The 20,361-nt window shown below is 51.4% G+C and carries 29 protein-coding genes; 6 read left to right on the top strand and 23 right to left on the bottom strand.

Annotation, left to right across the window (positions count from 1 at the left end; genetic code table 11):
- Positions 1 to 302 precede the first annotated feature (302 nt).
- Together BMX55_RS11530 and BMX55_RS11525 are read left to right on the top strand one after the other, a co-directional pair.
- Complete coding sequence (locus tag BMX55_RS11530; RefSeq protein ID WP_091457769.1) at positions 303 to 1,046, top strand: hypothetical protein; 744 nt, start codon at positions 303 to 305, stop codon at positions 1,044 to 1,046.
- Between the two features lie 87 nt (positions 1,047 to 1,133).
- Positions 1,134 to 3,017 (top strand): ATP-dependent helicase, encoded by a 1,884-nt coding sequence (locus BMX55_RS11525; protein WP_091457766.1) that lies wholly within the window; start codon positions 1,134 to 1,136, stop codon positions 3,015 to 3,017.
- A 102-nt stretch (positions 3,018 to 3,119) separates the two neighbouring features.
- Here the strand turns inward: BMX55_RS11525 and BMX55_RS11520 are convergent, their stop codons facing one another.
- The 12 genes from BMX55_RS11520 to BMX55_RS16240 form a co-directional block, all read right to left on the bottom strand.
- A complete protein-coding gene (locus tag BMX55_RS11520) occupies positions 3,120 to 3,434 on the bottom strand; it encodes a hypothetical protein (RefSeq protein WP_091457764.1) in 315 nt (104 codons plus the stop codon).
- Positions 3,421 to 3,957, bottom strand: coding sequence for a hypothetical protein (locus BMX55_RS11515; RefSeq protein ID WP_091457762.1), 537 nt, complete (start codon positions 3,955 to 3,957; stop codon positions 3,421 to 3,423). The genes BMX55_RS11520 and BMX55_RS11515 overlap by 14 nt, the downstream gene beginning before the upstream one ends.
- Before the next feature lie 271 nt (positions 3,958 to 4,228).
- Positions 4,229 to 6,199, bottom strand: a complete 1,971-nt coding sequence (locus BMX55_RS11510) for a helicase C-terminal domain-containing protein (protein WP_091457760.1) — start codon at positions 6,197 to 6,199, stop codon at positions 4,229 to 4,231.
- A 137-nt stretch (positions 6,200 to 6,336) separates the two neighbouring features.
- Entirely contained in the window at positions 6,337 to 7,098 is a 762-nt protein-coding gene (locus BMX55_RS11505; protein WP_218144485.1) for a hypothetical protein, read from the bottom strand.
- A complete protein-coding gene (locus BMX55_RS16250; RefSeq protein WP_143059664.1) occupies positions 7,085 to 8,128 on the bottom strand; it encodes a hypothetical protein in 1,044 nt (347 codons plus the stop codon). Before BMX55_RS16250 ends, BMX55_RS11505 begins: the two co-directional genes overlap by 14 nt.
- A 94-nt stretch (positions 8,129 to 8,222) precedes the next feature.
- Positions 8,223 to 9,275, bottom strand: coding sequence for a ParM/StbA family protein (locus tag BMX55_RS11485; RefSeq protein ID WP_091457750.1), 1,053 nt, complete (start codon positions 9,273 to 9,275; stop codon positions 8,223 to 8,225).
- Positions 9,276 to 9,318: 43 nt separating this feature from the next.
- Positions 9,319 to 10,050 (bottom strand): hypothetical protein, encoded by a 732-nt coding sequence (locus tag BMX55_RS11480; RefSeq protein WP_091457748.1) that lies wholly within the window; start codon positions 10,048 to 10,050, stop codon positions 9,319 to 9,321.
- Between the two features lie 1,118 nt (positions 10,051 to 11,168).
- Positions 11,169 to 11,429, bottom strand: coding sequence for a hypothetical protein (locus BMX55_RS16245; RefSeq protein WP_143059663.1), 261 nt, complete (start codon positions 11,427 to 11,429; stop codon positions 11,169 to 11,171).
- 46 nt (positions 11,430 to 11,475) lie between these two features.
- Entirely contained in the window at positions 11,476 to 11,898 is a 423-nt protein-coding gene (locus BMX55_RS11475; protein WP_091457745.1) for a hypothetical protein, read from the bottom strand.
- A gap of 15 nt (positions 11,899 to 11,913) precedes the next feature.
- A complete protein-coding gene (locus BMX55_RS11470; RefSeq protein ID WP_091457744.1) occupies positions 11,914 to 12,237 on the bottom strand; it encodes a hypothetical protein in 324 nt (107 codons plus the stop codon).
- Between the two features lie 2 nt (positions 12,238 to 12,239).
- Positions 12,240 to 12,518 carry a hypothetical protein gene (locus tag BMX55_RS11465; protein WP_143059662.1) on the bottom strand — a complete coding sequence of 93 codons (279 nt, stop codon included), beginning with the start codon at positions 12,516 to 12,518 and terminating at the stop codon, positions 12,240 to 12,242.
- Between the two features lie 258 nt (positions 12,519 to 12,776).
- Positions 12,777 to 13,001 carry a hypothetical protein gene (locus BMX55_RS16240; RefSeq protein WP_143059661.1) on the bottom strand — a complete coding sequence of 75 codons (225 nt, stop codon included), beginning with the start codon at positions 12,999 to 13,001 and terminating at the stop codon, positions 12,777 to 12,779.
- 229 nt (positions 13,002 to 13,230) lie between these two features.
- Between BMX55_RS16240 and BMX55_RS11460 the strand changes: the two genes are divergently transcribed.
- Positions 13,231 to 13,599, top strand: coding sequence for a hypothetical protein (locus BMX55_RS11460; protein ID WP_091457739.1), 369 nt, complete (start codon positions 13,231 to 13,233; stop codon positions 13,597 to 13,599).
- On the opposite strand, the gene BMX55_RS11455 is transcribed toward BMX55_RS11460, so the two are convergent.
- The 6 genes from BMX55_RS11455 to BMX55_RS11430 all read right to left on the bottom strand — a co-directional run bounded on the left by BMX55_RS11455 (position 13,596) and on the right by BMX55_RS11430 (position 17,005).
- Positions 13,596 to 13,865, bottom strand: a complete 270-nt coding sequence (locus BMX55_RS11455) for a hypothetical protein (RefSeq protein ID WP_091457738.1) — start codon at positions 13,863 to 13,865, stop codon at positions 13,596 to 13,598. The two genes, BMX55_RS11460 and BMX55_RS11455, sit on opposite strands and share 4 nt — an antisense overlap.
- 135 nt (positions 13,866 to 14,000) lie before the next feature.
- Positions 14,001 to 14,492 carry an NADAR family protein gene (locus BMX55_RS11450; RefSeq protein WP_091457735.1) on the bottom strand — a complete coding sequence of 164 codons (492 nt, stop codon included), beginning with the start codon at positions 14,490 to 14,492 and terminating at the stop codon, positions 14,001 to 14,003.
- 87 nt (positions 14,493 to 14,579) lie between these two features.
- Positions 14,580 to 14,993, bottom strand: coding sequence for a hypothetical protein (locus tag BMX55_RS11445; RefSeq protein ID WP_091457732.1), 414 nt, complete (start codon positions 14,991 to 14,993; stop codon positions 14,580 to 14,582).
- Positions 14,994 to 15,020: 27 nt separating this feature from the next.
- The gene (locus BMX55_RS11440; protein ID WP_177172887.1) at positions 15,021 to 15,440 is read right to left on the bottom strand and encodes a hypothetical protein; all 420 of its coding nucleotides are present in this window, start codon (positions 15,438 to 15,440) and stop codon (positions 15,021 to 15,023) included.
- A 5-nt stretch (positions 15,441 to 15,445) separates the two neighbouring features.
- Complete coding sequence (locus BMX55_RS11435; RefSeq protein ID WP_091457730.1) at positions 15,446 to 15,667, bottom strand: hypothetical protein; 222 nt, start codon at positions 15,665 to 15,667, stop codon at positions 15,446 to 15,448.
- 66 nt (positions 15,668 to 15,733) lie between these two features.
- Entirely contained in the window at positions 15,734 to 17,005 is a 1,272-nt protein-coding gene (locus BMX55_RS11430) for an RNA-guided endonuclease InsQ/TnpB family protein (RefSeq protein WP_091457727.1), read from the bottom strand.
- Between the two features lie 22 nt (positions 17,006 to 17,027).
- Between BMX55_RS11430 and tnpA the strand changes: the two genes are divergently transcribed.
- Positions 17,028 to 17,435, top strand: coding sequence for an IS200/IS605 family transposase (gene tnpA, locus BMX55_RS11425; protein WP_091457725.1), 408 nt, complete (start codon positions 17,028 to 17,030; stop codon positions 17,433 to 17,435).
- Positions 17,436 to 17,534: 99 nt separating this feature from the next.
- Here the strand turns inward: tnpA and BMX55_RS11420 are convergent, their stop codons facing one another.
- The 4 genes from BMX55_RS11420 to BMX55_RS11415 are packed head-to-tail and all read right to left on the bottom strand — an operon-like array spanning position 17,535 to position 19,023.
- On the bottom strand, positions 17,535 to 17,972 hold the full coding sequence (locus tag BMX55_RS11420; protein WP_177172886.1) for a DUF2786 domain-containing protein: 438 nt from the start codon (positions 17,970 to 17,972) through the stop codon (positions 17,535 to 17,537).
- Positions 17,959 to 18,306: a hypothetical protein gene (locus tag BMX55_RS16235; protein ID WP_143059660.1), complete on the bottom strand. Its 348-nt coding sequence runs from the start codon at positions 18,304 to 18,306 to the stop codon at positions 17,959 to 17,961. Before BMX55_RS16235 ends, BMX55_RS11420 begins: the two co-directional genes overlap by 14 nt.
- Entirely contained in the window at positions 18,296 to 18,583 is a 288-nt protein-coding gene (locus BMX55_RS16230; protein WP_143059659.1) for a hypothetical protein, read from the bottom strand. The genes BMX55_RS16235 and BMX55_RS16230 overlap by 11 nt, the downstream gene beginning before the upstream one ends.
- On the bottom strand, positions 18,580 to 19,023 hold the full coding sequence (locus BMX55_RS11415) for a hypothetical protein (protein WP_218144484.1): 444 nt from the start codon (positions 19,021 to 19,023) through the stop codon (positions 18,580 to 18,582). The genes BMX55_RS16230 and BMX55_RS11415 overlap by 4 nt, the downstream gene beginning before the upstream one ends.
- 54 nt (positions 19,024 to 19,077) lie before the next feature.
- Here BMX55_RS11415 and BMX55_RS11410 point away from each other — a divergent pair, with 54 nt between their 5' ends.
- Together BMX55_RS11410 and BMX55_RS11405 are read left to right on the top strand one after the other, a co-directional pair.
- Entirely contained in the window at positions 19,078 to 19,392 is a 315-nt protein-coding gene (locus BMX55_RS11410; RefSeq protein WP_091457715.1) for an H-NS histone family protein, read from the top strand.
- A 210-nt stretch (positions 19,393 to 19,602) separates the two neighbouring features.
- Positions 19,603 to 19,845: a hypothetical protein gene (locus tag BMX55_RS11405; protein WP_091457713.1), complete on the top strand. Its 243-nt coding sequence runs from the start codon at positions 19,603 to 19,605 to the stop codon at positions 19,843 to 19,845.
- Positions 19,846 to 20,145: 300 nt separating this feature from the next.
- Here BMX55_RS11405 and BMX55_RS11400 read toward each other — a convergent pair whose 3' ends face one another.
- Positions 20,146 to 20,358, bottom strand: a complete 213-nt coding sequence (locus BMX55_RS11400; RefSeq protein WP_091457710.1) for a hypothetical protein — start codon at positions 20,356 to 20,358, stop codon at positions 20,146 to 20,148.
- Between the last annotated feature and the right edge of the window lie 3 nt (positions 20,359 to 20,361).

The following is a 20,361-nucleotide window of genomic DNA, read 5'->3' as shown; positions in this document are numbered from 1 at the left end:
GTCCAACTGGTGCGTTGAAATTTATTGTAGACGGATGTTGATAAATGGAAAGGGTTTTTGGACGATCTAGAGGCTGATTTCGCAGCATCAGCCTGATCAGGGTCAACCGTCCAGAAATCGAAGGTTTGCTGGATGGTGCCCAAGCCCGGTCAGTTGCACTTAATGTTGGCCGGCGGCCATGCAATGCAGGCCTGCACCGTCAAACGCAAGTTCAGTTGCACTTAATGCTGGCCTGAGGGCGCTGATAGACGCAGTTAATGTTGGCCCAAAAATGCGCTGAATGCAGGCCTGACGCTTTTCAAATGCAAGTCCCTACAGTTACCCCCGCTGCTACCGCCCCTGCCCTTGCTGACGGCAAAGCCGCGCCCTCGCCCGCACCTGCTGCCGCCGCTGCCGCTGGTGACACTTCACCCGAAGGCCGCGCGCAACGCCAGCGCGAACGGGCACGCCGCCAACGCGAAGTCGGTAGCAAGGAACTCAAACGCGAATATGTCGGTACCATGACGGTGGAGCAACACCTCACCATCAATGACCCCAACGTGGCTTCTTCCGCCCTGCGCTTCTTGGCCCTGACCGACCGCACCTTGTACCTGCTCAAAACGATGGGTGTACGCATGATGAGCGAAGATCAGTGCGAAACATTGCGCGACACGCTGGCTGCCAAAATCCAAGAATACTGCGAAGAAAGCAAAAAGGCTTTGAGCGCGGCCAATGCCTTGCTCGGTGACAACCGCCAAGCCGATTTCCACTGGATCATCCCGGTGTATTGTGCGCCCGCACTGAATGAGACCTTCCAAGCCAAAGATCGCCACTTGTTCCCGTTAATCGAAGCGATCAATGCTTGGGACTCGACCATTGCCGTCATCAATGAGCTGGAATTCAACGGCAAAGCCTCTTTCAAGCAAGTGGACGAAGTGCGCTCCAAAGAACGCCGCCTATTCTCCGACATCAGCTACTTCTGCTATCAAGTCGTCATGGGCCTGATGCGTAAGTCTGCGCCACAACCGGCAACCGCTGCCGCCCCTGCCGCCCCTGCCGTGGCGTAAAAAAGTTCTTTTTAGTTTCATCGTGCCCTCTCGACCTACGGGACGAGTTTAGCCCGCCTCGTGCGGGCTTTTTTTTGAGAATCCAGCATGGCAAGTATTGAACAATACCTCTCCGAGTTAAATTCGCAGCAAAACGCTGTCGCTTTGCACAAGGGGCACTGTTTGGCAATTGCAGCGCCGGGTTCGGGGAAAACCAAAACACTGGCAATCAAGGCCGCTTATCTTCTCTCGCAAGGGGCCACCGTTGGGGCTGTGACCTTTACCCGCGATGCGGCACTGGAACTGCGTGAGCGCATTTTGCACATTGCAGGCCAGCAATGCTTGCCGTACCTCGTCGTTGGGACTTTCCACTCCATTGATTTGCTGATGGCCTTCCCCAGCAAGGCCAAAAAAACCGGCATGGGGGCTGAAATCTTGCGCCGTGGCTTCTCGAAACTTTCTCGGCCTTGGGAGATTGTGCGCGAGGGTAATCGCCGTGGCTTTGTCATGCGTGCCATTGAGCATAGCAATCTCGATCTGACGATTGAAGAAGCCACCGCCATCATTGAAGGCATTAAATCTGGTCAGGTTGCACCGGAATCTGAGCAGCACGAAGCCCTTGCCTCCATGTATAAAAACATTCTGGATCGCAATGGCGTCATTGACTTTCAGGACATTCTGCTCAAAACCAATGAGCTGATCGCCGCCGAAAAGATTAGCCCACTGCACTGTGACTACCTGCTCCTTGACGAGTACCAGGACACCGACTTACCGCAATTCCAGTGGGCCATGCACCATGCGAATACAAGTAGCATCTTGACGGCGGTGGGGGACGATGATCAAAGCATTTATGGCTTTCGCCGTGCCTTGGGCTTCAAGGGCATGATGGATTTTGCAAATGCACTGAGCGCAGAAAAAATCGTGCTGGGCACCAACTACCGCTCCCATGCGGAAGTTTTAACGCCTGCCGCCAAGCTCATCGCCGTCAATGAAAATCGCATGGATAAGGCGCTGGTGTCACACAAGGGTCGTGGTGGTCTTGCCCTGTGGGATCGGTACGGGGATCGCATCATTGAGGCCGAACACTGCTGTGAGCGGGCCAAAAGAGCGCTGGCAGCAGGCCAGTCATTCGGGGTGCTGGCGCGTACCAATAAGCGGCTCGATGCCATCGAAGCGGAGTGCATCAAGCACCGCCTTCCCTACACGCGCAATGAGGGCGGTTCGCTTTTGCAATCGCATGAAATGGCAGTTTTCCTGTCCAGCTTGTCGGCCATGCTTCGTCTCAATAACCAAGATGCAGACTCGCTGTTGGCATGGTGCGGTGTAAGTGAACAGGAATTGATCGACTTGCACAGCAGCATTGGTAAGGATTTGATTTCCAAAAAAACAGAGAACAACAAGATACTGGCCAACATCACAACGGTGTCCGATCAAAGCAAAAAAAACCTGCGCGCCATTCAAAGAAGGTTTGAGGAATGGGGGCTGATGTTGTCCTCCGGTGCGGTCACTTATGTGGTCGAGAAACTGCACCAACTGCTGTCGGAACACACTACCGATAAGCGCAGCAAAAGCACCTTGGAACTGGTGGCCCAAGTCTTTTCCAAGTCTGTCGCCACCAGCGCGGCTGTCGAGGATGCCGGGCTGGAAGGAATGAATCAAATGCTGGCGCGCGTCAAGCGCATCCAAGCCATGATTGCTGGGCCAGAGAAGGAGAAGAAAATTGAGGGCAATCCAGTGGCCCTGATGACAGCCCACGGGTCGAAGGGGCTGGAATACGATGTGGTCTGGATTCTTGGCGCTGAGGACGGGTCTTGGCCTGATGAGGGTAGCAGTATGCAGGAAGAACGCCGCTTGTTCTATGTCGCCATGACTCGCGCGCGCAAGGTGCTGCTTATCAGCGCGGCTGGCAAGCCCCCCATGTCGCCCTTTGTGAGCGAGGCCGATATAGAGCGGGCACCCGAAGTTCCGGGGTTGCTGATGGGAGCCTCCTGACCGGCCAAATTTGGCCGGTCGAGAAAAAAGCCAGCAGGCAATGTGCTGGCTTTTTTTGTGCCCCACTGGGAGGGCGCGGCCCTGCTACAGGCTTGGCCTGGCTTACCGCCCCACAATGAGTAGCTTGAGCTGCTCCGGCATGATCGGCTCGCAGCCAATCTCTGGGTCTGGCATGAGGTTGGCAATTTTCATCGCCGCATTTGCGATAGCGCGGCGCGTTGCGGCCTCTGGATCGCTTCCGTGCGGCTCCACCAGAAATTGCTGGCGGTAAATGCCTTCGGTGTGGAAACCAGCGTGCGAAGCATCGTCCTCCGTTAGAAAGTCGATTTTGAGCAAAACGGCAATTTTGAATGCCGTGCCGTTGTCGTTTCTGGCCTTTTCCACCAAAGCCAGCAGTTCCTGTTTATTGATTTTCATTTTTCATTTTTGCTAGGCATTTTTCTAAATCTGCAATGCGTTCTTCGATAATCAAGATGGCTTCAGCTTTGGCCCGCTCGAAATCGATCCCTTCCTCAAGGCGGTAGGTGTCAACACTCAACGTCTTACAGTGCATCACCCATTGATTCTGGTAATGAACATGGCCGCAAGTGATAACCACCCGTAGCGCACCGACTTTAGCCTCGAATGTCGTTGGTTTGCGCTCTTTGCCTCGCTGATAAGAGGTTACATCTTTCCAGATTGGGCTTTCATGGTGAGATTTTTGCATGGTTTTTTCTCGTTCTTTATTTTGAATTGGCATTGTAGCTGGAGGCGCAGCCCCTGCAAGATGCGGGGAAATTTCTGCGAAAATTGGTTTTAATTCAAGAATTAATTCATGAAGAATAAGAGAGCAACAAAGAAAAATCCATATAAAAACTGAGTGATCTAATTCAATATGCTTGATCAATTCGGATAGCTCTTGCGCTTGCGCTTGCAATTCCAGTGCCATTGATGCGCTCATTGATTTTCCTTTTCAATTATTGTTACCGAAAAAAATAAATCAGATTTGCAAGTGGCGCAGTACCGCCAATCCTCAAGCCCAGCTATTGCAGATGGATCGTTGGTCTGCACTCGCTCACTCGCCGCCCAGAGATTGCCACAATCAGGGCACTGGCTAGGCGCATTCGATAAGCCGGAAACAAAATCCACCGCTACCCCATTTGTCGAATCTGTGCGAATGGCAACGACTGCTGGCGATGCGCCGTGAACAGTCGGTGCCTTTCTCTATCCGGTCAATCCCGCGCAATTTGCTTGAATGAGGAGCTTTTCAAAATCTGGCTTCCATAGCGCTTAGTCACCAAGCGCCGATCCAGCACAATGACAAGCCCGTAATCCGTCTCTCGCCGCATCAAGCGCCCCACGATCTGAGCAAATTTCAGCGCCATTTTGGGCAGGGTCAGGATTTGGAAGGGATTTTTGCCAGCGTCCTCAAGATGCTCGGCATGGGTAGCCAATACTGGGTCATCCGGGGTTGGGAATGGCAGGCGGGTCATGACTACCATCGTGCAATACTCGCCCGGTAAATCCACACCTTCGCCCAAACTGTCCAAGCCAAACATGATGCTCTGCTGACCGGCGTCGATGCGGCGCTTGTGTTCTTCAACCATCGCCCATGCAGGCCACTGCCCCTGCATGATGATGCTTTCCCGCTCCCGCTGGGATAGCGCCTCGTAGCACTTTTCCATCAGCATTCTGCTGGTGAAGTGAACCAAAATCCCCTTGGCCTTGGACTTAACCACGGTGTTTTTGACATAGCTAATCACAGTATCTGTGTGCCGTCCATCGGTGGCCTCCACCGCTATTTTTGGCACCACCAACTTTGCGCGGCTGTAATCGAACGGGCTTTCCAGTTTGAGTGTGATGGTGTCGCTCGATAGCCCTAGTGCATGGCATTGCGCGTCAAAACTGCCCAGCGAAGTAAAGGTGGCTGAGGTCAATACAGCCGTCTTCACCACGGGCCACAGGTGCTTTCGCGCTTTGCTTGCGCCATCAAAGGGTGAGCAGCGAATCTCGACTCCTGTGCGATTGCGCTCGATCCAGCGTGCAATCTTCTCATCGCTGGTGAATTCAGCAATGCACAAAATGGCATCGCTGACCAATCCCTGCAACTCACCCATTTTGCCTTGCACCAGCATAACAAGTGGGTTGTTCTTTTGTCCTTTGCCCTTTTCTTCTTTTTCCTCACGAATGAGGTCGTGAAAACCCGTGAGCAAGCCCTTCAAATCCAACAGGTAAGACTTGAACTGCGGGGGCACTTCACCCAGCGTAAAACGGTGTTGGCGCGCATCCCCCAGCATGATGGCTGCGGCCTGCTCACACAATTTCCATGCACCAAGCACACGCTCTGCGGAAATTTCCAGTTTCATTGCGTTGGGGCTTAACCGCATGATGCCCTTGATTTCTTCCTGCCAGAAACCTGATAGGTCTAGCTTGCGGGCAAAAGCACTGAGCAGTTTGTCGCTTAGATGATGTGCTTCGTCAAAAATAAATATGTTGCAGTCACGGGCGAAAATGCTGTTCGGGACATTGGATAAATTGGACAGCAGGTAATCATGATTCGTAATAATGACGCGCGCATTTTTCATTTCTGCCTGCATCTTGTAATACGGGCATTCTCCTACCAGAGGACAGCGCGATCCGGTGCAGCCCGAAGCAGTGTTTGCAATCTTCATCCATTGCTTAGGGGGCATCTGGAAAGGCAGCGTATCACGCGATCCATCCCAGAAATCATCCCTCCACAATTGAGCGGCTTGATGTAGGATTTTTTCATTCTCCACTTCTTGCTCGCTGGCGAACAATGACGATGTAGACTGCTCGATGGCATCAACTTTCATAGGGCAAATATACCGCTCTCGCCCCTTTGCAACCACCACCTTTATACCTTCAACGCCAGCCATCAAATAAGCGCGCAAAGCAATAGGAATATCTTTGCTTGCAAGCTGATCCTGCAATGATGCTGTGGCAGTCGAAACAACTAAAACCTTGTCCTCTGTAACTGCCATTGTAATTCCGGGCATCAAATAACCCATAGACTTGCCAGTTCCTGTACCAGCTTCAATTACTCCGACTTTGCTCTGTTTTATTAAAGAAAAAGCACGGGTAATCATCGATTTCTGCTGATGGCGCGGCAGAAATCCATTCATTATTATTGGAAGGGCCTGATAGGCAGAGGCTACCAACTTATTTTGTTGGATATTTTCCATGATTTTCCTATTAGGGTTAGTGGCCTATAAATCATCACCCAAAAAAATGAGGAATCAAGTTTGAAAGAAAAGCACCTAGAGGCAGGTTTTAGATTCCGCATGAGGGATGCGGTAGGCGCTTTTCCGGGATGTGGCAGCTACTGCCCGCTACCAATCTCCAAATCTTTGCCTTCGCCGCCCGATTGCCCGTCCGCTGCAATAGGGGCAATGGTTTTGACTGTTTCTTTGCTCACCGACGATTCTTCTTGCAGCTTTACTGGCACTGAATCTGGCTTTTTACCTTCTTCCAATTTGGGTTTTTCTGGCTTAGGGCTATCCTTGGGCTTATATTCGGGCGCTTCCGTTTTTACTGGCACGGCCTTTTCTTTCGATCCAAGAGTGACATTTATCGCTTCAGATTCTTCCTCTCGCTGCACTGTCGTTGTAGCCTCGGAATCTCTGCTTCTGAGAACCACATGAACGCCTGAGCCATCGTCATCCTGTTTGCCTTCATCAATTCTCTGAATGACCACTGGATTTCTGTTGTGCCGCGCTGAGGATTTCCTAGTTTCGGCCATCAGATTTTCGTAATCCCCTTTCCCTCCCACGTTAAGCGGTGTTGGAAGTAGGGAAATTTTGGGCACCTCCACTAGGCCATTGGGTGACTTTTCTCCGGTCGATGGCACTTCCAATTTGACCTGTTCTTCTTTGGTTGATACCTTTGGTGCGGCGGTTTCAACATCGCCGGATTTGACCGCTACAGGAGCAGGAACGGTCTGGTTGATAACGATGGTCTTAGGCTCCATTTTGTTCATTGCATAGATGTTAAAGAACGATGCAACAACCATTGCCACCAGCATTGCTTCTTCACTTCCTCTTTTGAGGCCGTTGGTAAATTGGAATTTGTCATTCATCGGCATGGTCAGGCACTGGGTTAAATGGACGGTAGTAATAGATAGCAGATGCAATCGCCATCATGAGCATGACTGCACCAAAGAGGGAAACGATGGAAGCCAAAGAAGAATCGTCCAAAATTCTTCTGACTATGAAGAAAACAGCGGCTGCGAACCCATAGCTGCAAACAACGAAAGTTCGCCACTTGACATGAATTTCGTGAAACCATTGGCGCACCTGCTCTTGGGTCTTCCCGGTGCTGATCCAATAATTTGATAGCTCTCTTTTCCCCGACTTCGCGTGAAAGGCCAAGTAAAAGATCAGCATGGGCAGGATGGCTGGGTCTATTCCTCGTTCTCCTTCTTCAATAGCAGCAGTGATACGATCATCGACACCGTTCCCGCGACTACTATCAGCCATCCTAGATGCTGAATCCACAGAAACGCTGGGATTTCCGCGTTGGCCCAAACCATCCCGATTGCCACCAATACCATGCCCGCTCCGAACATCGCCCATATCATTGCGATGGAAAGCAGCGCTTTCGGAGTTATCTGCTGGTTGGGCGGCAAATTCTGGTTCAAATTGTCCAGACTTACTTTTGCCGCCTCGCAAATTTGGGCAATCGGGCAATGGTTTTTCTTGGTCATTTTGATGAGCCATTGGGTTTGTTTGATTTGTTGATTTCACGATACCGACATCTTCAAAACTCAAATTTCCCCCAGCCTGCACGGGCAAGAGGTCTGGGTCTATTTCTCGTCCATCGATAGCAGCAGTGATGCCACCATTGACAATGCTCCCATGATCATCGTCACCCACCCCAGTGGCTGAAGCCAAGGAATTGTTGTGGAATTGGAGTTCACGAGCATTACCCCGAACAGTGCCCATACCATCGCAATCAGCAGCAACCCATTGGAGTTGATTTGCTGATCCTCTGGTAGATTCTGGTTCAAATTTTCCAAACTGATTTTGGCTGCCCGACGAATTCGAGCAATCAGGCAATGATTTTTCTTGGTCATTTTCATGAGTTCCTGGGTTTGTTTGATCTGTTGATCCCACGATACCGCCATCCTTAAAAAACTCAAATTCGCGCTAGGCCGCGAAACCCGGCCCATTGCAGGCCGGGTAAATCTCACTACTAACCGCTTACAGATTAGTCTTCGATTGCATCACAACCCAGCAGCCAGTAGCCACGGGCATTTGCCATCAAACTGTTATCAAGGCGGGTAATTTCGTAGTTGGGCATCAACTGCTTGAGCGCACCTTCGTAATACGATGCTGCACCGCCTGTCAGGAAGACCCGGTTCAAGCGCCATTTATTGACATCGTTGCGGGTCAAGAAGGTCATCACTTCGCTGCGTGCAGCTTCCAAAACGGTTTTACCGTAGGGCTGCATATCAATCTTCTTATAGGGAAGGTTGATAGAGCCAGTTTGCAGACCTTCTTCGACCAGATCGAATTCGAGACTGCCCACACCTGTGTCGTAGCCGATTTGCTGGCTCACTTGACGCAGGATATTGATAGACCCGCCATCGAAAGAACCGCTCAACTTCATTTCAGGTTTGAAGCCGTTGGCAATAAACCAGTCGAAGGTGCGATAACCGGGATCAATCACCATAGCCAAACCGCCTTCATCGAACAGCGGATCGCTTTCAGGCAGGTTCTGGGCGGCATAGCGCAAGCCGCCATAAGGCTGGGCTGTGATCATCACATTTTTCGCAGTGACAGTCACAAAATCGGGGACATTGGGGCCGCGCAGTTTTTCAGGCACAGGAATTTCGCGGGGCTTCATGCCGATTTCACGCAAGTCTTCCAGACGGTTCAGGAAGCCAGAAACAGGCAGGCCCAAAACCAGCACATCGATCTCAGTGAAAACTTCTCCGATTTCGCGCATTGCAATGTGAATGCTGGCACGCAGCATGATTTCGTGCAGATCGGATTTGATGTAATCGGCTTCCAGCATCCGTGATTCGATGCCCTTGGATGCAGCGGGGCCAGCGTAGTAGCGGTTGCCATCGAGTTCAATCAGAATCTTGTCGGGGTTGGCCTTCAAGCTGGATTTGTGTTCGTCGGCAACCACGCGAGGGGCAATAGATGTGAAAGACATTTCACCCCAGCGCTCTTTGCTCATTTTGTCCTTGCCGTGGCCCCAGACCACTTTGGTGTTGCCATAACCCACGTCGATAGCGATAACTTTCTTTTGCATGATATTTTCCTTTTTACACATTGATTAAACGAACTACTGGCACTTACTTCTTGATGGTTCCAAAAAGCTCGGCGTTTGCCTTGAACTTCTTAGACTTGATTCCTTCTTCCGGTTTATTGACTTGATCCTCGCTTTCAGTTTTGATTGGTGTGAAACTCATAACCGGGTCGTCTGCATTAAATGCGGGCGGCGTCTCTGAGTATTGGTTTTGTGGCGGTGTGATTCCTGATGGATTAACAATGTTTTGCGAATGAAAAATCGGTGTATTGGTAGTGGTGGCTGCCAATAGGGATGGCTGACCGGGTAAGGCAATAGCCTCTGCTGCCGCACCTGAGGTAGAGATTTGACGCTTCACTTGCTCTGCATATTGCAATATCAGGGCGGCGCTAGGGCCAACACTATGTATTGCAAATAAAAAGATCAATCGACGCTTGATATAGACACGCATCTTTGTCGTACCAACAATAGCGTTTAGCTCTTGCAGTGTCTTGGTCAATCCAGCATCGCGAGCGCTAATGTTGATGTCAACCGTGATGCTTTCTTCTGCATCCTTGTCTAAAGGCGTTTGGCGCAGTACCTCCAATAGTTCACGGTCAACTGCCACTGGTGGAACCAGCAAAGCCCGCACGAAATTGGAGCGTGCAATCGGGCTTTCCAAACTTTGGAGGTGGAAAAACAAAGGCTCCAAGCCAACGTCTTCCTCCTTCAGCAGCAGCCGAACTCTTATGGTTGATAGCTCATCCCTTGGGATTGGCCTCTGGCGCATCTTTTTCATAATTTCTCTCAAAAATTTCCAGATTTCAAAAAAACTCTACCCAAGCACTCAAAAAAAACCCAAACCATCGCGTACTTCTTCGGCCTTCGAGAAAAATTTCGACGAAAGCCAGCAAAAGCTGCGGCATTCTGAAAAAAATTTCCAACTTTTTGGAAAAATTTTCCCAGCGCCCTTGTGCTGAATTCTGCGGGTTGGCGTGCGCTTTTCTTAATCAAAAGATACGCTAGAAATCGAATCTTTCAAGTTTGCGACTTGGGCGGGGGGCGGGTTATGATTCAAGCACTCAGCAACTGCGCTTGCAGGAATAGAGCATCAAGGTCTTTTTCAAGAAACCATCTATCGACGGTAGGCGTAAGCCTGACCGTTTTTTTTCATCTCTCCATGCAACGTGGGGTTTTTCGGCCAAATTAGATTCCCGACAGATCAACACAGAGTGTCAAAAAAACATGTAGAAAATCCATTTGATTCAACAACTTAGCTGGCATCAATCAATACAGAAGCTCACACAGAACGGGAACTGGAAATTTTTTGAAGGAAATTTGCTTAAATTTTGGGCAAATTTGGGTGGCTTTTGTAGGCAACAGGGGCAAAGCAATGGATAGCTGCGTAGCGTGAGCTGGGTAGCGATGGGACAACAGGTGAGTGCATGGCGTGAGCTTTTGCCGTGGTACTGGTGCTGATCGATACGGGAGGTTGCGGCTTAGGTGCTGCGCTAACGTGGGATGCAGCTACTAGGGACGGTGCAGCGGGTGCTATGGGCGCATGTAGACAACAACTGCCAAAGAAAGGAGGGGAATCTGCTGGCGTGGCGGCCAGTGCGGTGGGTGCGGGTGGATTGGCGCTCGATGGCCTAGCGTAGGGGGATAGATAAATACGGGTTTTGCGTTCCGTAGTCACCCAAGGGTGGCTCAATAAACGCTCGCTGCTCGCGTAGAGCGCTGTTCCGATGCGTCTGAGCCGTAAGGCGGCGGTGTCGGGGGCCACGTTACCGTGAGGGCGTGGGTACGCAAGTCTGACACTACTTGCGTACTGCTTTCATTTTCTTTAAGTGCCGTGTCGGGGGGGTGGTGGCCGCCGCATGGAATACCGGCCAAATTTGGCCGGTGTGGATTGCGGGATTAGTAGGGCATGGGGTCTGGCTGGTGCGCTGGTGCGGCTGACAGCATGGCGCGATAGATATTGAGGGCGGTTTCTTCCGGGGAATCGGAATAATCGACGGTCTTGGCGGCCTCAATCATGGCGGGTGATGGTCGCACTGGAACGAGTCTGTATCCAAGTGGAATAGCCAGGTGGGCTACCAAGTCGGGCAAACGCCCTATTTCGGCATAAAGCTCATCTTGGACGGCTGAATCGGATGGGGTGCTTGTGTCGGTGCTCATGATGGCCTTGCTGGTGAATTATGGTGGTGGGAATCAAGTCTAGGTGCTAGATCGACACCCAGCGGATTTTGGGGTCTGGAGCGCCCGGATCGCGGATGGGAATAACAGGCTCGCACCAATTTTCGATGGTGCCAGTGGTGTCGATGGAAAGGGTGATGTAATCGTCGAAGGCACTGTTGCTGTGATCGAGAAGCACATCCGGCACATAAGAGCCTGACCATTTTGCGATGCGCTTTTTGTCTTCATCGAGAAGCCAGTATTCGCCAGCATCACGAACCTTGAAGTCGATTTCGGCGCTGATTCCGTGGGGCCAGTTGAGTATTACGCCATCGGACAAGCGAATGATTGGTGCCCACAAGTTACCTTCACGCAATGGAATCAGTGTCCCATGAATATCGTCCACGCCGTTCACGTTGGCATCTTCCCAATAGCTGACTTCTGCTGAAATTTCGAGATAGTGAGCTTTCATCATTTTCTCCGTGGATTAGAAATTTTTGGTCATGAAAACCGAAGGCATGGATAAGACCTTGTACGCCACCATTTCCAGCGATGGATAGGCTTTTTTATCGGCTGCTTTCCAAATGGAAATTTTCATCTCGCCCACGATGGAAACGGCATCATCGGTTTTAAGGGCAAGGATTTCGTGGTAGGGGCCATCAGCAAAGGCGATAGCGCTGACGAAAAGCTGGCATTTGGATTGCGGTGTAAGTGGCAGCCATACTTTCACCAGTGCAAAGGGCTGGTTGTTTTTGTCGTGGCGAATTTCTGGTAGGCCATGCACATGACCAGATACGATAGCTTTCATCATGATTAGTAGATTTGAGAGACTGTAATATCTATTTTGACAAAATCTTTGTTATTAAATTGGCACATATAGAGATTGGCCGCGCCGGATACGTTAATGAAATCGCCTTCGTTTAACTTGTTCAGCTTTTCGATCAAATCTTGCCGAAAGGCGATGATGGTGGCGATAAACGATTTGTCGGGCAAGGGGATGCGGATTTTTGCCAAAACAAAAGGCTTGTTATTTTTATCGACACGCGCCACGGCTTTTCGGGCGATGCACCCAGAAACGATTAGATCAAGCAAGTTATCCTCACAAATTAAATTTTTAATTTGAGAATTGTGCGGCCTGACTGGTTTGCTACCGGGGGCGAAAGAACTGCTGCTGAGGCAATCTTTCGTGGAAAGAGAGGTTTTTCTGAGAATTGAACCAGCCCAATTTGGCTGGTCGTAGAAAAGCGAGGGCTGCGATGGGTGCTGAATCGCGGCTGGGGGGCTTTGGCCTGAAAAATTTGGCTGGTGAGTTTCGGGTCTGGGTTTGTCGCACCGGCCAAATTTGGCCGGTCAGGAATTTGGCGGCTGGGGTGGTGGGATGTGAGACTGCGCTTCTAAATTTGCTTGGATGAGCGACTGGGCTGGCCCACCGTAATTGGCATCAGCAAAGTGCAGGGAGGTTTTTAGACTTCTGACTCGGACTTGCCATCCAGATACTGTGCGTTGGACGAATTTGGCGACAGGATAGATTTCGCCGTCGATGGAGGCAACACGGCGAATTTCGATATGGGGCATGACAGCCATCCTGCGGGTTGGGTTGGGCCGGATTTTATCTGCGGTCGGCCTTCCTAAGAAAACTATCGGCCAAATTTGGCCGGTCTGCTGGTAGCGCAAAGGCGAATTCTTGGCGCGATGATTGCTGCTTTTTCTGCGCCGTCTTTCGATAATTTTGCGGCTTTGGCTACGGCTATGCTAATAGTGTTGTGCGGCAGGTGCTGCTTGAATTTCCTTTTAGGAGCGAAACATGAATTTTGATGAAAAATTTCTATCTGTAACCATCATTCCGGCGCAACCGGGCTTCTTTATCATTTATGACGATAAAGACTCAAAAGAAGTTATCAAGGGGGAGCCAGTTATTGCTTGGCAAATTGAGACGGTGCGGGTAAAAGGAGGGGAAAAGAATGGTGAGATTTTTTCGCACACTATGCCAGTAGTTTTTGATGGCACTCCAGCAGAAAACTGGATAGGTGTGCAAAATCCTGATAACACAATCACCTTGCCTTTTGATCGTGAATTGAAATCACTAGAAGAACTCCAGGAATATCGCTACCCAAAGACTTCATCCGCCCAATCGGACTTGCAATCCCATGTCACTCTAGGTGCCGGGGTTTAACTCTGATGCAAATTCTCTTTTTCCATGCTTTGAGCAACATCCGTGATGGCGAACTTGGCTTTTTCCAAAGCATTCACCAGAGCGGATTTGCTCAAACTCTCCCCAGCACAAACTGCCGCGCAATCTTTTAGTGCATCTAGCAACTGGCTTCTTTGCTGCCGAAGTTCCTGTACGGCTTGGCCTGCAAGCTCCGGTTGCGACTGGCGTGCCGCGCGGGTGTTCCAGCGATTGATCGACTCGGCATAATCCAAAATCACCACGGGCATGGATGTGCCAAAGCAGTCTGGTGTTCTACAACGAGCCGATGGATTTTTTCTTGTCCAATTTGCCTCTAGGTTTTTGCCGCAAAATGGGCACGGCTCTAAGAACGGTTCTTGGTCTAGTGCTGGCATATTTCTCTCTTACTTTACATTGCCGTCAATCAACTCGGCCCGAACTTGCATCAAGGTTTTGCCTAGCATGTTCAGGCCAATTTTTTGATCTACACCCCAGTAAACATCGCCCCAATTGTTCGTTTCTTCTAAGTAGAGCATTTTTGTATGCTTGAGCCTTAAAGCGAGTTCGGGGTTCTGCCTAAATTTAGCTCGCAATACAGCCAGCATGGCGTGGGGTTTGAATTTTTCCCAGTCTGGTCTCAGTGCGATAATCTGCCCTTTCTCCCTAGCTTGTTGGGGAGTGGATAGTTCAGCAACATCTTCGCGCATCGCTATGTCCAACGACTTGAGCGCCATGTAAGCGTGCTCTGCTGTCGGATAAGTTAGACCATCAGCATACGTTCCTTCCAAGCGCAATGGGGACGGCTCGAAGTTAGACAAGAACCTGTATTCTTGGAAAAATCCATAAATACCGTGCGCAGTAACGGTAGGGTGGCGGGCATTGTTTGTTATTTGCATAAACTATTCTTCATTGAAAATCAAACTAAATGCTTAATCGGCCAAATTTATCCGGTCGAAAATTAGTTGCAACTGAAACTATTCTGGCTAGATTCCGCACCTGATAGATCGAACGATCAGGCCACCCTCATAATAATCGAAAATCACGTCCCCGTAGCACCCATGCTGCGCCATTAAACGCTCGGTAATTTTCCCCCGATTGATGCTCCAGCTTTTATATTTTCCAGATACCGGGCCTTGATCGCCTTGCGCGGAAAAGCGAACTTCGCGGCATAGTTTTGCTTCTCGGAATTGCTTGGCTTTGTTTCTGCCGATCAGCCAATCTGCAAGCCTTGCTTGGTTTTGTGGCTCGTAGAGATGATCTGGTGCTTGGCGCTCGCGCAACTTACCAAGGAATCGTTCCTTCCCAAGCATTCCTGCGCGCCACCCGGAATCAATATCCAAGTTCCAGAAACCGATTTCTTGCAGGATGGTTTCTTTGGTTGTGGATTTTGATTGCACCGGGTTATCCTAATTACGTTAATAAAATCAACAGGCCGCAACAGGGTCAGATTTTTTGTTGCAGTCTACATACGCAGTCAGTGCCTGCTCTATTTTTTTGAGATAAAACAAATAAAGATCGTCAAATTCAGGGTCATAGCATTCTTCACGAAAATCCTTCGTGAACTTGAGTTGGACTGTCACGGTTGGATGAATCTTGGCTCTGACGCGATAAATTTCGGTAGAGAACTCGCCCATCGAGTCGTAGAATTTCCCATCGACCTCCACCAACAAATGCGCCCAAGGTGCGCCGTGGACACTTTGCACGCAAGCCATGCTGCAAGGGATTTGCTGGGCCTGCAATAAGTCGTAAAGCGCGGCGGCAAATACAGTGCAGGTATCTGTTTGAGCTTCTTTTCGGGCGCGCCCCAGCTTTGCTTGCTTGATGATTTCGCTAATCTGGATCACGATGTTTACCTATATGCCAAGGTTGGCGTTTCCTTCGCACCGGATGCGGTGATACCACGATCCAGTTTCACTTGGCGGCCCGCATCATTCCCGTTGATCCAATCCGTGCGTTTGATATTTTTTCCTTTGGCGCGGTTGGCTACTTCGGCGGTTTCTGCCACACCGTACTTGGAATCCATATAGCGCGCAACGATCTCTTGGTTATCGCTGCTGCCAGAAAATGCCATGAGTGCATCCCTCACGCCCCACACCCAGCCTTGGGCGTAGGTGTCGCCTCTGGCAGTAACAATGAACTACTCCACCCTATGCTTTGCAAAGGATGGAGTTTCACGGGAGCTATAAACCCCCGTCTCGGCCAGTTCCTGACCGGATATTGATTCCAAAGCCCAGCGCAATACCACACGCGCTGAAGCCGTATCTCTATTTTCCTGATGCCCGCATTGTTCGCAGCAGTGCATTCTTTGTGAGAGCTGCTTTTTTGTCACATGCCAGCACTGGGGGCAGCGCTGACTTGGTTTGAGCTTGCGGGTTGGAGCATCTACCCATTCGCCACCAGTTTCCAGCACTTTGTAGCGAAATAGTGAAGTGAACAGCCCCGGAGCGGTGTCCAGTATTTCCCGGTTCAAGCCTGCCTTTTGGGCAACCATCGCGCCGGGTTCGTCCACAGTGCCCGAGGCACTGCGGGTCATGTTCTTGAGCGTGAGTTCTTCCGTTGCTACCAAGGCATACTTGCCTGCCAGCGCTGCCGTTTTCTGATGCGCCCAGTCCAACCGCTTGCGCGCTACCTTGGCCCGAGCAGCGGCCAAGCGGCGCACGGCCTTCTTTCTACGGTTAGAGCGCTTGTTGCTCTTGCGCGAAACGGCTTGCTGCAACCGAATGATCTGATCCTTCTCCTGTTGCCACCAGCGCGGGTTGTTGATCTGGATGGTTTCGTCGGCGTGCGTGACACCACTGAGAAATGTTTCCACGCCCCAGTCGTAAGCCATTGCGCCATCGGCATGCCTAGTACGTTCTGGGCTGGCGACGGCCACGGTCAGCGATAAATACCAGCGGCCATCGCGGTGCAGGATGTCACTGGCACGAATATCGCCGCCCTGACGGGCTTGACCACGGGCACGGATTTGTCCCACGCCCGATAGGCGCAGACTGCCATGCCTCCAGCCTTCTTCGGGTGTGAAGCGCCAACCATCACCATGACTTTTGAAGCTGAAGCCGGGAAAACGCCCCAGTGACTTAAAGCGCGGAAAGCCCGGTGTTTGGCCCGCCTTGATACGCCTGAAAAAAGCAGCAAATGCTTTGTCTAAGCGGCGCAGCGTCATCTGCTGGCTGGAGCAGTTGGCAGCATCGGCCCACTCGGGCAGGTCACGGCGCAGCAGCGTCAGGCTCTTGCATTGGTCGGCGTAGGAAATCGATTTACCAGCCTTGCTCCAGGCGCTGATGCGCTCTTCCAAGGCTGCGTTGTAAAGCTGTTGGTGTGAGCGCAGCAGGGCACCGAGCGCAGCAGCCTGCTTCGGCGTCGGGTACAGCCGATAGGTTGTTTTGCGCAGGTTGCGGGCTTCGCTCATAATTGGTTACTATACCTTCATCATGCAATTAAGCAAGCTACACCATTGTGTTTATGCACTTAACTACCACTTGGTTCTTGTAACAAAGTACCGGCGCAAGTGCCTAACGGCCCCCATGCTGACTGAGTTTGAAGTACAAGCCAAAGAGCGCTGTGCGGCTTGGGGCGGCAGGCTTATCGAAGCCAATGGAGAGCCTGATCATGTGCATCTGCTCATTGAGTTGCCTCCTACGGCGGCACTGGCTGAGTTCGTCAATGCACTCAAGACGGGCACCAGCAGGAGGTTGCGCACGATGTTTGCTCAGGAGCTTGCGGGCGTGTATTCCAAGCCGGTGCTCTGGTCGCGCAGCTATTGCGTGCTCTCGTGCGGCGGTGCTCCGCTAGAAATCATCAAGCAGTACATCCAGCAGCAGGACAGGCCGGACGACTGAAGCCAGCCTGCGGCTGGCGGCGCTTACCCCTCCAGCCAATTGGGGCGGCTTTGCCTCTAGGCCGCAAGCGGCCAACCCAAATGGATGGAGCCCCTCGCGCTATTCGGTGGATTTCTTGCAGTTCTTGGGCTGGGCCGCCATGTGCAGCCTCCGGTCTTTGGCGCACTGGCGGCTGAGTACCGAAAAGGCATAGGCGGCGACTTCGCTGGCTGGGCCAAGACCGGCAAAAATGTAGCGGCGCTCGCGCACCAAGCGGGCATTCGCGCTGAAGGAGCTAACAACTGAGCCATAGGCTTTGCAAGCGAACGCCTCGGCTACCGTCTGGGCAAGGTACATTTCCCAATCGACCAGTTGCACATTTCTTGCCTTGGCAATGGCCTCGGAAACCTCTGCGAGGGAAACATCGGTTTCCGATATTTGGAACTGCTGCATCAGTTTCTGCGCTTGGCGCATGGCTGCTGCGGCTTCGTGCGGATTGTTGCTGGCAGCCAGGGCGAGGCACTTCTTGATTTTTATGAGGGCATCACTTCGGTTCAATTTGCACCCCCGCCGCCTTTTCAATAGCCAGTCTGGCTAATCCAGAAGCCAAAATTTCCTGTGCTCGCAGCGCCGCTGCCGCCTCTGTTGCAGACATTGGTTCGTGTCGCAGACCCGTAAAATGAGCGGCAGCACCGTATATGATGGCCCGGCAAAACCCAAGTGGCGGTTTTGGCGTTGCCTCAAAGCACTTGCGGCCATCTTCTCTGCTGTCGCAAATATAGAAGGTCGCTGGCTGAATTTTCTTGGCACGAAGCTCAACTTTACGACCGCAACCGCCATCGCAGGTGACGCAGGCCCAACCTTCTTTTTCAGTGAGAAGTTTAATTGGCATTGCCTTTTCCTTTTTTTGAGTCTGAAAACAAATCTTTCTGCTGCTGTACGGGAGCCTTGGTTTTTAGCTTCAGTTCCCACATCTTGCATTCGCTGCCACTGCCTCTGGAGACAGGCAGCGGGCTGGGCCACATCAGGGTCTTGTTTGATAAAACGTAGGCTTGCGGTAGGTCGGGCCACCGAACGGGATAGGCGCACTTGCCAAGCTGGCTAGGTAGCGCTTTGCCGGTTTCTGGATTTTTTGTGGGTCTAAAGTGTTTGCAGGTGCCACAGTTCAATTTTTTCTCCTAATAGCATCTCTCCATTTCAGAAAGTACGATTCGATTGTTCCTAGGTTGTCCATGCGGACGCTCGTGACAACACCTCCAGACAGCACCACTTCGGCATGGGCTGGCACTTCATTTGCGTCGTAATCGAAGTCGTTGCCAAGGACTTCACCATTAACTTTGATGGTGATCTCTGCATCTTCGTGCCAAGTGTTACCGGGCCAAAATTCTTTATCGAAGTAGAAGGCGCTGAACTCTGCGCCAGTTGTCTTGACTGCCATTGCTGCCCCTTGTTTTTCCAAATCTAATCCCCATGATGCCATCATTTGCAGTGTGGTCAATAGCTCGATCTGATAAGTTTCCGTGCATTTGAGTTGTTGTAGCCTGATCTTGGTGTGCATTCCAACCCAAAGAAGTTGCTGAATTTTTAGGAAATTTCGGAAATTTTGCACGAAGCGTAAATCTTGTGCTTATAATAATTCATCAAACCAACAGAGGAAAACTTCATGGCTACTTACAAAGAACTGCTGGAACAGCAAAAAGAACTCGACCGTCAGATTGCTGATGCTCGTGCGAAAGAAATTAGTGGTGCCGTTCAAAGCATTCGTGAGCTGATTGCTGAGTACCAACTGACAGAACAAGACCTTTTCGCTACTCGCCGTGGTGAAGGCCGTGGCGGTGTAGAAAAGCCTGCTAAAGCCAAAGTTGCGCCCAAGTATCGCAATGATGCGACTGGTGAAACTTGGACTGGTCGTGGTAAGGCTCCCCGCTGGCTCGATGGTCAGAACCGCGAAAATTTCTTGATCGAAAAAGCGGAGTAACTCCGGTGCCGCTGCGGCGGTGGAATGAAAAAGGACACCTCTTTTATTAGAGGTGCCCTTTTTCTTTTGCAGGTTTCTAACCCTCCAATTAGCCACTGTGAGGGCGATTTCTGAACCCACATTGGCGATTGATTTTTAGAAGGCGGGCAGTCACAACCGGACATGGCGTGCAAGCGCACCCCGGAAAGCAGGAAGGCGTGTTCTTAGAATATGCCTTTTTTTATTGCCCGAAGGAAAGCGATGCCAAGCGATCAAGAAATGCGAGAAATTGCGGAAAAGCAAGGTATCAGCGTCTGGCTGCGGGATGCACTGCTGTCGGCATTGGAGCGCGATCCGGTGGAAGCGGCGGCGGATGCTGGGGTGCTATCAGCCGTACTGGATCATCGGCTAAAAACGAAAGCGGCTGAAGCGAAGGCGCTGGAAGTGATAGCGGCTGCCAAGGCGGGCCTTTGAGCCTGTTGGCCAGCGTGGTGGCTATCTGCCGCGAAAGGTCGATAGTGGCGGCCTCTGCGAGGGGCAGCTCGTCCAGTGGGACGTTGGCTTGTGGATGTACAGCGTGGTACAGATAGCCCAGCGGGTTGCGTACCAAGCCGCAGACAGTGCGGCCATCGCGGGTTTCTAGGGCAACGCATGGGCCTGCGGTGCAGTGCAAAAATTCTTGGGCCAACTGGCATGGCTCCTGTGTGCAGCAATAGCCACAGCCGTTGCATGGATCACCGAATTTGGGCTTGCTGGGGAGGTCTTGCATTGTGTCTAGCGTGCTGCCAACTGTGCCTTGAACTCGGCATGCTCGCGCTCGAATAAGGCTTCGGTAGCTGCCTCGATCCAATCGTCCAATGCGGCCCCAGTCAGGGCTTGGGCTGAGGCCGTATCCACGCCAAATTCCTTGTTCAGGCGCAGCAGCATAGTGGCCTGATTGCTGGCGTGGGCGGTGGGTGCGGTGGATTGCAATCTTGTGCGGTGCATGAT

The organism is Giesbergeria anulus, assembly GCF_900111115.1.
In the GTDB taxonomy this organism is placed as follows: Bacteria; Pseudomonadota; Gammaproteobacteria; order Burkholderiales; family Burkholderiaceae_C; genus Simplicispira; species Simplicispira anulus.
Note: the sequence above shows the minus strand (reverse complement) of the source record. Positions and strands in the feature narration are given on the sequence as shown.